This is a genomic window from Carnimonas nigrificans ATCC BAA-78 (genome assembly GCF_000526695.1).
GTDB classification, from domain to species: domain Bacteria; phylum Pseudomonadota; class Gammaproteobacteria; order Pseudomonadales; family Halomonadaceae; genus Carnimonas; species Carnimonas nigrificans.
Genome location: NZ_JAGO01000010.1, coordinates 1 through 11,379, shown reverse-complemented (window position 1 = coordinate 11,379; position 11,379 = coordinate 1). Strand labels below are relative to the sequence as shown.

Sequence of the window (11,379 nt, the reverse complement as noted above, 5' to 3'; positions counted from 1 at the left end):
CAAGAAAGGCATTAGCGAGTGTAATTACCGCATGTGGTAGGGTATGCGGCAAGATCAAGTCTGGAGGTTTGAATCATGACAGTCTCTCATCATAAGGATCAAACGCCATCTTCCAGGTTGACCACTGAGCAGATTATTGAATGCACCGATTCTGCTGCGGCAGAGGCGCATCTCAAGGCAGGCGATCCTATTGGCTATACTGAGGAAGATACCCCTGAGGGGCATGTCATCCTTGAGTACCCATCAGGAAAGAGAGAGCTGGTTCGTGTCGATTTTACGCCCGAAGGTGCCGTTACCCGTATAGTTGCACATCTGCCTCTTCGACATGAAACGGCCTGAGTTCTGGATAATTGCTGGGCCGAATGGTGCAGGAAAAACGACGTTGTCTTCTCGCCTCACCAAACGGTGGGGTGATATAGCCATTGTTAATCCGGATGAAATTGCACTTGAGATAGACCCTGCCACAGGAATGAGCGCAGTGTGCAGAGTCGCGCGGGCCGTCTTGCCATCCTGCAGCGAGAAAAATATCTCGGGGAATATCGGTCCTTCGCTGTTGAGACAACCTTGAGCGGCAACGCATCAATACGTTTGATGGAAAAAGCCAGAAGCCTTGGGTATCGCATCAGCCTTATCTACATTGGGCTGGATAGTGCGATGGTCTCTTTCATTCGTGTACAGACGCGAGTACGGGATGGCGGACATAGCGTGCCCGATCAACTCCTTCCGGGGCGTTATAATTCCAGCATGAATAACCTGGCGGCAGCCATTGATTTGGCGGACCGTTGCTGGATATTGGACAATTCTTCCCGACAGAAGCGGTTCGTGATGCGCAGGGTACAAAACAAAACGACCATAATGGCATCACCTCTCCCCAACTGGGCAATAAAGTGGATTCCTGCGGAATTTCTATAAATTCAGCTCGCCATGCGGGAAGCGCTGAAGAGGAGCTGCGCTTGGCACGCGATCACACTAGGGCGCCACTGCGTGGCGGGGAAGGTGGCGAGTAGCCCCATTGAATAACACCTTTCGGGGCTTGCGAACTCAGAGGTCGGTTTTCTCCTTGTATTCGCACAGATCTTCAATGATGCAGCTACCGCAGCGCGGCTTGCGCGCAACGCAGGTGTAACGCCCCAGCAGGATCAGCCAGTGATGCGCATCCTGCTTGAATTCCCTGGGCACGACCTTGATCAGCTTCTGCTCCACTTCATCAACATTTTTGCCTGGGGCGAGGCGCGTGCGGTTTGATACCCGAAAGATATGGGTATCCACCGCAATCGTGGGTTCGCCGAAAGCGGTATTTAAAATGACGTTAGCCGTTTTCCTGCCGACGCCGGGCAATGCCTCCAGTGCTGCGCGCTGAGCGGGCACTTCTCCCTGATGATCGCGAATCAGTTGCTCGCACATGGCGACCAGATTCTTCGCCTTGTTGTTGAAAAGCCCCAGCGTTTTGATATGCGCCTTGATGCCTTCCAGCCCAAGCGCCAGCAGCGTCTGTGGCGTATTAGCGACAGCAAAGAGCTTGGCGGTAGCCTTGTTGACGCCTACGTCGGTGGACTGGGCCGACAGCGCCACCGCCACCAGCAGTTCGAATGGTGAAGTCCAGTTCAGTTCCGTGGTGGGGTGCGGATTATCGGCGCGCAAGCGCTCGAATATCTGACGGCGTTTGTCGTTGTTCATGGCGATGCCAAATCTAAATCAATGAAGGGAAGTGCTCTGCTCAAGCGCCGTGCGTGCCGCTTGTTCAGTGGTGCGGGCCTGTTCGAGTGCGTGCTGGGCAGCGGTAATTTCATCAGGGCCAGCCTGACGGTAGCAGTGCTGCACATGGCGCTCGGCCAGTCGGCGGCGCTGCTCGGCGGCAGCCAGCGCCATCTTCAGCTGGCGGGTCTGCTGAGGCGCTGCGCTGGCAGAATGCTGCATCTCGGCCAGGCGCTGCTCCAGCTCACCGCGTTTGGGATCATCGGCGGCCATGCGTGACAGCTTGTGCTGAAGACGTGCAACCAGCGCGCTGTTGCGACTGGGCGATCCTTGCGATGAGCCTTGAGAAAACGGTGCTGGTTGAGCCTGCGGGCGCTGAGCCGGCGTGGATTCCGGTGCCAAGCGCTGCTTGAAGCGCGCCATGCGTTTGTTGGCGAGGGCCGCCTTGCGCGCTTCAATGCGGGCGTTGCGCGCACGGTGACGAACTCTACCGTTGGCTGCACGTGCGTTCAGATAACGCTGCTGAGCGAGTTCATTGTGCGCTGCCTGCCATTGCGGATGTTCGACAATATCAATGCAGTCAACGGGGCAAGGGGCGACGCACAGCTCACAGCCCGTGCACTCTGCCTCAAGCACTCCGTGCATCTGTTTGGCGGCTCCTACAATGGCATCTACCGGACAAGCCTGAATGCACTTGGTGCAGCCGATGCATTCATCTTCACGAATCACCGCAAGCTGCGGCATTTCGGCAGGCTGTTCCAGGGCCACGAGGGGCCGCTGCAATAGCTGCGCCAGCGTATGCAGAGTAGCTTCACCGCCGGGCGGGCATTTGTTGATCGGCTCGCCCTCGGCGATGGCCGCTGCATAGGGCAAGCAGCCACCATGTCCGCATTTGCCGCATTGGGTTTGTGGCAGCACGGCGTCGATCTGCTCAACGAGAATAGCGTTGGCACTGCTCATGGGGTCAGGTGACTCGCTGACCCGGCTGCGCACCGCTGTCGGGAGAGAGCAAATAGATGCCTTCATCGTCACCGGTAGCCAGCACCATGCCTTCCGACACGCCAAAGCGCATCTTGCGTGGCGCCAGATTAGCCACCATCACGGTCAAGCGACCTTCAAGCGTTTCAGGCGCATAGTGTTTGGCTATGCCTGAAAATACGGTGCGGGTCTCGTTGCCAAGGTTCAGGTTAAGCTTGAGCAGCTTGTTGGAGCCTTCTACCCGTTCCGCGCTATCAATACGCGCAATCCGCAAATCAACCTTGATGAAGTCATCGAAAGCGATGGTGTCCGCGATGGGCTCGATGTCGCTCGCTTCATTGTTGGCCGATGCCGTTCCGTTTTTCAGCTCCAGCTCTTGTGCGGCGACTTCCTTCGAGTCCTCGATCATGGCATCGACCTGCTTGCTGTCAATACGCTGAAGCAGCGGCTTGAAGGGATTGATGGCGTGATCGGCGAGGGGCTGCCTGCGGCTCTCCCAGTCGAGGCTTGGCAGGTTGAGGAACTGGCGTGCCTCCTCGGCGAGTTTGGGCATGATCGGGGCCAGATAGGTGATGATCTGACGGAACAGATTGATGCCCAGCGAGCATACGTCGCGCACGCGCTCTTCGGTGCCTTCCTGCTTGGCCAGTGCCCACGGCGCCTGTTCTGCGATGTAGGCGTTGGCTTCGTCCGCCAGCTCCATAATGTGACGCACCGCGCGTGAATATTCGCGTGCTTCGAAGTCGGCAGCGATCTCGTCACCGGCAGCAATGGCGCGGTCGAGTAATTCCTGCTCACTGAGCGTCGCGGCAAGGGTGCCACCGCCTTTCTTGATAAAGCCCGCGCAACGGCTGGCAATATTGACCACCTTGCCGACCAGATCCGAGTTGACGCGAGTCGTGAAGTCCTCAAGATTGAGATCAATGTCATCAAGCCGTGACGATAGCTTGGCGGCAAAGTAGTAGCGCAGATATTCAGGATTGAGATGGCGCGCGTAGGTTTCGGCCTTGATAAAGGTGCCGCGCGACTTCGACATCTTGGCACCATTAACGGTCAAGAAGCCGTGACAGTGAACACTGGTGGGCTTGCGCAAATTGGCCCCTTCCAGCATTGCGGGCCAGAACAGCGCGTGGAAATAGACGATATCCTTGCCGATGAAGTGGTGCATCTCGGTATCGGTGTCAGGGCGCAGATACTCGTTGATATCAATGCCTTCACGATCACACAGCTGTTTAAGGCTGGCGAAATAGCCGATAGGCGCATCGACCCACACATAGAAGTATTTGCCGGGCGCATCAGGAATTTCGAAACCGAAATAGGGCGCGTCGCGGGAGATATCCCACTCATTGAGGCCCGCCGAGAACCATTCGCCCAGCTTGTTGGCGATTTGCGGCTGGACGGTGCCAGACGCGAGCCACTTTTCAAGGAAGGGCTGGAAGTCGGGGAGCTTGAAGAAGTAGTGGGTCGAGCTGCGGATTTCCGGACGCGCACCGGAAATGGCAGAGACCGGATCAATCAGGTCAGCGGGGGTATAGGTAGCGCCGCATGCTTCGCAGTTGTCGCCGTACTGATCTTCGGTCTTACAGTTGGGGCAGGTGCCCTTGATAAAGCGGTCAGCCAGGAACATGCCCTTTTCAGGGTCGTACATCTGCTGAATATCGCGGGTGGCGATATGGCCGTTTTCCTTGAGCGTGGTGTATATCTGCTCCACATACATCCGGTTTTCCGGCGAATGCGTGCTGTAGTACTTGTCATAGCCGATACCGAAGCGCGCGAAGTCAGCCTGGTGGGCACGATTGCTCTTGTCGATCAGCTCTTCTGGAGTAATACCTTCCTGTTCGGCACGCAGCATAATGGGCGTGCCGTGGGCGTCGTCAGCGCACACGTAGTAGCAGGTATTGCCGCGGCTTTTTTGGAAGCGCACCCAGATATCGGTCTGGACGTGTTCCATCATGTGGCCGAGGTGAATATCCCCGTTAGCGTAAGGAAGGGCACTGGTAACAAGAATCTTGCGTGTGGACATGACGCCTCGGAAGCTGTAGCTGTCGGAAACAATCAAGGAGCGCGCTGCGCGTAGCTCTGGTTGTATCGGAAAGAGAGAAACCACAAGTCTAACGCGAGAAGGAGAGTTAGGGTAGGCAGGTGTTACCGATTGCTCGTGGAGGATGCTTGAGAGGAAGGCGGGCTGGCGCGTTATACTGCGCCCATTGTGCTCGCCATGATACGCCGAGCGAACCGTTGTTTTCGGGAGCAGTTGATGATTGATGGTGTGAAGAAGATAGTGGCAGTCGCCTCGGGCAAGGGCGGCGTCGGGAAATCGACCGTCACGGCCAATCTGGCACTGGCGCTGGCCGCTGGTGGCAAGCGGGTGGGCGTGCTCGATGCTGATATTTACGGCCCGAGTCAGGCTCAGATGCTGGGCGTGGCGCCGGGCACTCGCCCTCGGGCACGGGATGAGAAAACCATGCTGCCTCTTGAAGCTCATGGTCTGAAGGTCATGTCGATGGCGTTTCTGACCGACGTCGAGACAGCGATGGTCTGGCGTGGCCCAATGGTGGCGGGCGCTTTCATGCAGCTTCTCAATCAGACCGACTGGGGCGAGCTTGATTATTTGCTGATTGATATGCCGCCCGGCACGGGGGATATTCAGCTTAGTCTCGCGCAGAAGGTAGCGGTTGCAGGTGCGGTGATTGTTACCACTCCGCAGGATATCGCGCTGCTGGATGCGCGGCGCGGCATTGAGATGTTCCGCAAGGTCAACGTGCCGGTGCTGGGCGTTATCGAGAACATGAGCACGCACATCTGTTCCGAGTGCGGGCATGTGGACGCGCTGTTTGGTGAAGGTGGTGGCGAGCAGATTGCGCAAAGCTACGACACCCGCGTGATTGGGCGATTGCCACTGCTACGGTCGATTCGCGAGCATGCCGATGGCGGTACTCCCAGCGTGGTGGCGGAGCCTGAAGGCGAGGCTGCGCGTGAGTATTTCAGTGCAGCTACTGCCATCGAAGAAGCGCTGGCAGGCCCGGCGCAGAAAGGGCCGACCATCGGTTTTAGCTAGCAATAGCCACGGGGTGTCCTGTGCTATTCAGGGTGACGGGGAGCGTGCCGTGGGAAGTAAGCCGAAGATACTTGGCTGGTTCAGGGTACTGGTCGCGGTGCTATCGGAAGGTCAGGATAAGCGCTGCGACTGCGGTTGCCCAGGTCGGAGCACAGGTTGCGTCACATAAGTGGCAGGGGGCGACAGGGCGCGAGGTTGCCGCTATCATGGCGCCACATAAATTTTCGTTATTTGCTTCATGAAGGTAGCCAGCGCGATGAGTATCAAAGCCGATAAATGGATCCGGCGCATGTCTGAACAGCACGGCATGATAGAGCCGTATGAAGCGGGGCAGGTGCGTGAATCCGACGATGGCGCTCGGTTGATCTCCTACGGTACGTCCAGCTACGGCTACGATGTACGCTGCGCTGATGAATTCAAGGTATTCACCAACATTCACTCGGCGACGGTCGATCCCAAGCATTTCGATGAAAAAAGCTTTGTCGATATCAAGGGGGATGTGTGCGTGATTCCGCCCAACTCCTTCGCTCTGGCGCGCACCGTGGAGTACTTCCGTATTCCGCGCAATGTGTTGACCGTGTGTCTGGGGAAATCGACCTATGCGCGCTGCGGCATCATCGTGAATGTCACACCGCTGGAGCCGGAGTGGGAAGGGCACGTGACCCTCGAATTCTCCAACACCACCAATCTGCCCGCCAAGATTTACGCCAATGAAGGTGTTGCGCAGATGCTGTTCTTCGAATCCGATGAAGTGTGTGAGGTCTCCTACGGTGATCGTGCCGGCAAGTATCAGGGCCAGCGCGGCGTTACGTTGCCGCGTACCTAATTCGCACGCTGTTCGGATCAAAAAATGCCCCGCCGGGATTTGTACCCGGCGGGGCATTTCATTGGCTGGATGCCAGCAATGCTCAGGCGTCGTCGATGTCACTGAGCGCATCGGCGTGGCTCAGACGCATACCGCCCTCTTTAAGTTCAATGCCATCGAAGGTGGCCTTGTCGCCTTCAAGGCGCAGCCGACCTTCCAGTACCCAGCGCACCGCAATGGGGTAGATCAGATGCTCGCGCTGCTGCACCTTGATCGCCAGCGTCTGTTCGGTATCGCTGCTCTCCACATCAACTTCGGCCTGCATGATGATGGGGCCGCCATCTAACTCATCGCTCACGAAGTGGACGCTAACCCCGTGGGTGGCGACGCCATCTTCCAGCACGCGGCGGTGAGTGTGTAGCCCCTTGTAGGCGGGCAGCAGCGATGGGTGAATATTGATCAGCCGACCATAGAAGCGATGGACGAATATCGGGCTGAGAATGCGCATAAAGCCCGCCAGTACAATCAGACTGGGTTCATGGCGCTCAATGACCTTGATCAGAGCGCCATCGTAGGCTTCGCGGCTCTCGTATTCATCCTGCGGCAGCACGACGGCCGGTATGCCTGCCTCGCGCGCACGCTCAAGACCGTAGGCATCGCTGCGGTTGGAGATTACTGCGGCAATCTCGCCCCCCAGCTCATCGTGGGTCTGCGCCTCGATCATGGCCTGTAGATTGCTGCCGTTGCCTGAAATCAGCACCACGATACGTGGTGCTTCAGCAGGGGAAGCCTCAAAGCCGGTATACTCTTCGCTCATCAAAGGTTCTCCAGTGCCACCTGCTCTTCATCACCCTGGCGCGCACGTACTTCGCCAATGCGATAGACCGTTTCACCCTGTGCCTTGAGGTGCTCGATGGCGCGGTCGGCGTCAGCAGCAGGAACCACCACCACCATGCCAATACCGCAGTTCAGCGTGCGGTACATTTCGTGCGGCTCAATGTTGCCTTGCTGTTGCAGCCAGTCGAATACCGCAGGACGCTGCCAGCGTGCGACATCAATATGGGCAGTAGCGTTGTTGGGCAGCACTCGCGGCAGGTTTTCCAGCAGACCGCCGCCGGTAATGTGGGAGAGGGCATGTACTGCTACACCGCTCTCCTTGATCAGTGACAGCAGCGGTTTGACGTAAATACGGGTAGGCGCCATCAGCGCATCGCTTAGCGGAGTGCCGTCGAGATCAGTGGTGAGATCGCCGCCTGCGCGTTCGACAATCTTGCGAATCAGCGAATAACCGTTGGAGTGCGGCCCGGAAGAGGCCAGCCCCAGTACCACGTCGCCGGGCGCTACCTTGCTGCCGTCGATGACTTCATCCTTTTCGACCACGCCCACGCAGAATCCTGCCAGATCGTAGTCGCTGCCTTCATACATGCCAGGCATTTCAGCGGTTTCGCCACCTACCAGCGCGCAGCCGGCCTGTTCGCAGCCGCTGCCGATGCCTTTGACCACATCGGTCGCCATATCGACATCCAGCTTGCCGGTAGCGTAGTAATCAAGGAAGAACAGCGGCTCAGCACCCGCCACCACCAGATCATTGACGCACATGGCGACCAGATCAATGCCGATGGTGTCGTGGCGGTCGAGCATCATGGCAACGCGCAGCTTGGTGCCTACGCCATCGGTGCCCGATACCAGCACCGGCTTGCGGTAGCCGCTGGGCAGTTCACACAGCGCGCCGAACCCGCCCAGACCGCCCAGCACTTCAGGGCGAGTGGTGCATTTGACGGTCTCCTTGATGCGGTCAACCAGCGCATTGCCGGCGTCGATATTGACACCAGCATCCTTATAGCTGATGGAAGCCTGAGATGAAGGATCGGAAGTAGTCATGGCGCTCTCGAAAGTGGCTGCGGTCAAAGGGGAATCACGCTGAAAACAACGCTCAAACGCCAGCGCAGGTACGGCAACACTGGCTGCGCGGAGTATATCATCGTCGTGCCAGCAATGGCATGGCACAAGGTCAGTCGGCTAGCCCTGGCGTATCACGTCTCGCGTCACCGGACGTGGTTGGGTACTATGGCGGGGTTGTACGCTTCCCTCTCGGTGAGGTTGCAACACTAACGCTGCCGCGAGGATGCGATGACGCTACACCACCTGGCCTTGCGCCAACTGCCTGACTGCTGTTCTCCTGCCACCACCATGCGGGCAGAGGGCGTGTGCGCCTTTGAACAGCGCCTGCGGAGACCGGCATGAACTCGCCCTGGCAGCTACCGTTGGGTATTGGCCCACGCGATGATGCTACCTTTGCCAACTTCTATCCCGGCAGCAATGTGGCCGCGCTGGCGGCGCTTAAAGCACAGGCCGCAGGGGCAGCGGAACCGCTGGTATATGTGTGGGGCGGTGCCGAGACGGGGCGAAGTCACCTGCTGCAAGCGGTCTGTCACGAGGCTGACGACCATGGCCTGCGCATCCTTTACCTACCGCTCAAGGAGCTGGGGCACTTTCCGCCGTTAATGCTGGAAGATCTTGAGCGCCTGGATTTGCTGGCGATCGACGATGTTGACTACGTAGTAGGGCGCAAGCGCTGGGAAGAGGGGCTGTTTCACTGCTTCAATCGCATGCGTGATGCTTCAAGGCGGCTGGTGATCGCGGCCAATGCAGCACCGCGCCAGCTCGATATCAAACTGCCGGACCTTGCGTCACGACTAGGCTGGGGCGCTACCTTTCACCTTCAGCCGCTCGATGATGAGCAGCGCACCGAGGCGTTGAAGCTGCGCGCCCAGCAGCGCGGCATGGAGCTTCCCGATGAAGTTGCCCGCTATATCATGCACCGCGGGCCTCGGCGTCTTCCGGCACTCTTTGCGGAGCTGGAGCGCCTTGATACCGCATCACTCTCGGCACATCGGCGCTTGACGATCCCTTTCGTCAAGCAGGCGCTGGATTGGTAGCGAAGCTGCTTCCGGCCGCCTGTTTCTGCACTTTTATTCGCTTCTCTCTCTCTCTCGAAGAAGAAGAAGGCTTAGTGCCTCTATTCACCGAATAACGTTACCAACAGCCGACGGCTGCCGCCATGGTCACGGTGCTCGCCCAGCCAGATGCCCTGCCAGGTTCCGGTCGCCAAACGGCCATCTTCCACTGCCAGTGTCAGTTGAGTGCCCAGCAGACTGGCCTTGATATGCGCGGGCATATCGTCATTACGGCTGAGATGGACGTCGTATGGACGCCTGTACTTCCCATGGTTACTGGGAGAAGGGATTTCCTGGCTGTCCATATCGACTCCTTGGCGCATGGACACCTCACATACGATTTTGTCCATATCTCTGTCACTCCCCATGCGCAGTAATGACGATGCGCCGGCTGCCGCCATGGTTGCGGTGTTCACATAGATAGATACCTTGCCAGGTGCCCATATTCATTCGGCCATCAGAGATAGGGATCTGAACACTGGGACCTAGGAGGCTGCTTTTTAAGTGTGCGGGAAGGTCGTCACTCCCTTCAAATATGTGTTGGTAATACGGCTCATCTTCAGGCACTGCACGATTAAAAAAGCTTTCGAAGTCGTTTCGTACAGTCGGGTCGGCATTTTCGTTGATCGTCAATGAAGCTGAAGTATGCTTTATAAAAACACTCAGTAAGCCTATTTTTATATTATTTAAGTCGTCGATAGCCTGTGCAATCTCATCGGTTATCAGGTGAAAGCCACGAGAACGGGGCTTCAAAGTAATTTCTTTCTGCATCCACATGATCCATCTCCTATTTTCGAAGTGGAACAACTTTCTTTAGGTTCTCAATCTCTTTCTCAAGCTGAACAAGTCTTTCCATAAGCATCAGTTCACGGTTAAGAGTCTGGTGATAGAGTTCCCGGTAGTTGTTCTTAGCGCTTTTCTCAGCTTTCAGCCTATTATCATTGGATTGATATGAGTGATTGATGTTATCAGCCGCATCGTCAATAGCCTTAATCAGCTCGGAAAAGGACGTACGAGATTTCTTGATGGATCCTCGCTTGCGGCCAGCCTCAAGCGCAACAGTATCTTTGTTAATGGGGCTGCTCTTGGGAACCCTGACCGGCGTATTGGAACTCAGCCTACTTAACGCTTCCCAATAATCATTCAATGCACTCATTGTTCACCTGCCTTGCCCATGACTCGCTCTTTGTATTCGAGGAGATGGCGGAGTTCCTCCTTTTCTGTGCGAAACTCTACGCTATCAGGAGCGGTGTCTTCCAGCTCGTCGACGAACAATTGTTGCCTAGCAATGACACGATCAAGCTTGCTCTGTTTGATAACAGACCTAGAGCACGATAGACAGGAAGTCATCGACCGAAGAAGCTTCTGGTCACAGGGCGCAACCGTTGTGCAGGCACCCAGTGGTGTTTGAGCATACGCGATTTCACCCTTTTTGAACTGTTTTATTAGCTCTTCTCTGCTATCCGAAAAGACCAATTGTTTGTTGCTGCTAGGTTTGTTCCGATCAATAAAGGTACCATGTGCCCCATACTGTAGTGGTCAAGTGCTTTTGGCCACCGAGCTTTGAGCATTCCAGTAGTTCTTTTCTGCCAAATTCGGCGGTATCCCATCGTTATGCTTGTGCGGCCGGAGGCTGCTGTAGTAACCGATCATATAATCAGTGACAGATCGCTTCGCCGCAGCAACATCGGGATAGCCGATCTCTGGTATCCATTCCGTTTTCAGGCTTCTGAAGAAGCGCTCTGTTGGGGCATTGTCCCAGCAATTGCCACGGCGACTGAGACTCAGTGTCATTCGGTAGCGCCAGAGCATCTGCCGGAATGCCCGGCTGGTGTACTGGCAACCCTGATCCGAATGAAACAGGATATTCCGTGGCTCTCCACGCG

General features: G+C 56.7%; 15 protein-coding genes. 6 read left to right on the top strand and 9 right to left on the bottom strand.

Features of this window, described 5'->3' with window-relative positions:
• The first annotated feature begins 75 nt into the window (after positions 1-75).
• Genes L881_RS12600 through L881_RS13840 form a run of 3 tightly spaced genes read left to right on the top strand, consistent with a single transcriptional unit; the run spans position 76 to position 912 of the window.
• The gene (locus tag L881_RS12600; RefSeq protein WP_025731918.1) at positions 76-339 is read left to right on the top strand and encodes a hypothetical protein; all 264 of its coding nucleotides are present in this window, start codon (positions 76-78) and stop codon (positions 337-339) included.
• Complete coding sequence (locus L881_RS14075) at positions 326-568, top strand: hypothetical protein (protein ID WP_156926470.1); 243 nt, start codon at positions 326-328, stop codon at positions 566-568. Before L881_RS12600 ends, L881_RS14075 begins: the two co-directional genes overlap by 14 nt.
• Complete coding sequence (locus L881_RS13840; protein ID WP_051464758.1) at positions 481-912, top strand: ATPase; 432 nt, start codon at positions 481-483, stop codon at positions 910-912. Before L881_RS14075 ends, L881_RS13840 begins: the two co-directional genes overlap by 88 nt.
• A 129-nt stretch (positions 913-1,041) precedes the next feature.
• Here L881_RS13840 and nth read toward each other — a convergent pair whose 3' ends face one another.
• Genes nth through metG form a run of 3 tightly spaced genes read right to left on the bottom strand, consistent with a single transcriptional unit; the run spans position 1,042 to position 4,696 of the window.
• Positions 1,042-1,677 carry an endonuclease III gene (gene nth, locus L881_RS0101275; RefSeq protein ID WP_025731917.1) on the bottom strand — a complete coding sequence of 212 codons (636 nt, stop codon included), beginning with the start codon at positions 1,675-1,677 and terminating at the stop codon, positions 1,042-1,044.
• 18 nt (positions 1,678-1,695) lie between these two features.
• Positions 1,696-2,655: an RnfABCDGE type electron transport complex subunit B gene (locus tag L881_RS0101270; protein WP_025731916.1), complete on the bottom strand. Its 960-nt coding sequence runs from the start codon at positions 2,653-2,655 to the stop codon at positions 1,696-1,698.
• A gap of 4 nt (positions 2,656-2,659) precedes the next feature.
• Positions 2,660-4,696, bottom strand: coding sequence for a methionine--tRNA ligase (gene metG, locus L881_RS0101265; protein WP_025731915.1), 2,037 nt, complete (start codon positions 4,694-4,696; stop codon positions 2,660-2,662).
• 234 nt (positions 4,697-4,930) lie between these two features.
• Here metG and apbC point away from each other — a divergent pair, with 234 nt between their 5' ends.
• Both apbC and dcd read left to right on the top strand, forming a co-directional pair.
• Positions 4,931-5,731 (top strand): iron-sulfur cluster carrier protein ApbC, encoded by an 801-nt coding sequence (apbC, locus tag L881_RS12590; protein WP_156926469.1) that lies wholly within the window; start codon positions 4,931-4,933, stop codon positions 5,729-5,731.
• Between the two features lie 256 nt (positions 5,732-5,987).
• Entirely contained in the window at positions 5,988-6,557 is a 570-nt protein-coding gene (dcd, locus tag L881_RS0101255) for a dCTP deaminase (RefSeq protein ID WP_025731914.1), read from the top strand.
• 82 nt (positions 6,558-6,639) lie between these two features.
• Here the strand turns inward: dcd and purN are convergent, their stop codons facing one another.
• Entirely contained in the window at positions 6,640-7,353 is a 714-nt protein-coding gene (purN, locus tag L881_RS0101250) for a phosphoribosylglycinamide formyltransferase (protein WP_025731913.1), read from the bottom strand.
• The gene (purM, locus tag L881_RS0101245) at positions 7,353-8,417 is read right to left on the bottom strand and encodes a phosphoribosylformylglycinamidine cyclo-ligase (protein ID WP_034578139.1); all 1,065 of its coding nucleotides are present in this window, start codon (positions 8,415-8,417) and stop codon (positions 7,353-7,355) included. Before purM ends, purN begins: the two co-directional genes overlap by 1 nt.
• 359 nt (positions 8,418-8,776) lie before the next feature.
• Here purM and hda point away from each other — a divergent pair, with 359 nt between their 5' ends.
• A complete protein-coding gene (hda, locus tag L881_RS0101240; RefSeq protein ID WP_025731911.1) occupies positions 8,777-9,475 on the top strand; it encodes a DnaA regulatory inactivator Hda in 699 nt (232 codons plus the stop codon).
• A gap of 80 nt (positions 9,476-9,555) precedes the next feature.
• Here hda and L881_RS13685 read toward each other — a convergent pair whose 3' ends face one another.
• The 4 genes from L881_RS13685 to L881_RS0101215 all read right to left on the bottom strand — a co-directional run.
• Positions 9,556-9,798, bottom strand: coding sequence for a secondary thiamine-phosphate synthase enzyme YjbQ (locus L881_RS13685; RefSeq protein ID WP_025731910.1), 243 nt, complete (start codon positions 9,796-9,798; stop codon positions 9,556-9,558).
• Between the two features lie 52 nt (positions 9,799-9,850).
• Positions 9,851-10,270 (bottom strand): secondary thiamine-phosphate synthase enzyme YjbQ, encoded by a 420-nt coding sequence (locus L881_RS0101230; protein WP_025731909.1) that lies wholly within the window; start codon positions 10,268-10,270, stop codon positions 9,851-9,853.
• A 10-nt stretch (positions 10,271-10,280) separates the two neighbouring features.
• Positions 10,281-10,649 carry a hypothetical protein gene (locus L881_RS0101225; protein WP_025731908.1) on the bottom strand — a complete coding sequence of 123 codons (369 nt, stop codon included), beginning with the start codon at positions 10,647-10,649 and terminating at the stop codon, positions 10,281-10,283.
• 383 nt (positions 10,650-11,032) lie between these two features.
• Positions 11,033-11,379 (bottom strand): integrase core domain-containing protein (locus L881_RS0101215; RefSeq protein WP_025731906.1); only part of this gene is annotated, 347 nt, incomplete at its 5' end.

Bases quoted from the DNA above. Each gene is read 5' to 3' on its own strand.
- L881_RS12600 (WP_025731918.1), top strand. From the start codon at position 76: ATGACAGTCTCTCATCATAAGGATCAAACGCCATCTTCCAGGTTGACC.
- L881_RS14075 (WP_156926470.1), top strand. From the start codon at position 326: ATGAAACGGCCTGAGTTCTGGATAATTGCTGGGCCGAATGGTGCAGGA.
- nth (WP_025731917.1), bottom strand. From the start codon at position 1,677: ATGAACAACGACAAACGCCGTCAGATATTCGAGCGCTTGCGCGCCGAT.
- L881_RS0101270 (WP_025731916.1), bottom strand. From the start codon at position 2,655: ATGAGCAGTGCCAACGCTATTCTCGTTGAGCAGATCGACGCCGTGCTG.
- metG (WP_025731915.1), bottom strand. From the start codon at position 4,696: ATGTCCACACGCAAGATTCTTGTTACCAGTGCCCTTCCTTACGCTAAC.
- apbC (WP_156926469.1), top strand. From the start codon at position 4,931: ATGATTGATGGTGTGAAGAAGATAGTGGCAGTCGCCTCGGGCAAGGGC.
- dcd (WP_025731914.1), top strand. From the start codon at position 5,988: ATGAGTATCAAAGCCGATAAATGGATCCGGCGCATGTCTGAACAGCAC.
- purN (WP_025731913.1), bottom strand. From the start codon at position 7,353: ATGAGCGAAGAGTATACCGGCTTTGAGGCTTCCCCTGCTGAAGCACCA.
- purM (WP_034578139.1), bottom strand. From the start codon at position 8,417: ATGACTACTTCCGATCCTTCATCTCAGGCTTCCATCAGCTATAAGGAT.
- hda (WP_025731911.1), top strand. From the start codon at position 8,777: ATGAACTCGCCCTGGCAGCTACCGTTGGGTATTGGCCCACGCGATGAT.
- L881_RS13685 (WP_025731910.1), bottom strand. From the start codon at position 9,798: ATGGACAGCCAGGAAATCCCTTCTCCCAGTAACCATGGGAAGTACAGG.
- L881_RS0101230 (WP_025731909.1), bottom strand. From the start codon at position 10,270: ATGTGGATGCAGAAAGAAATTACTTTGAAGCCCCGTTCTCGTGGCTTT.
- L881_RS0101225 (WP_025731908.1), bottom strand. From the start codon at position 10,649: ATGAGTGCATTGAATGATTATTGGGAAGCGTTAAGTAGGCTGAGTTCC.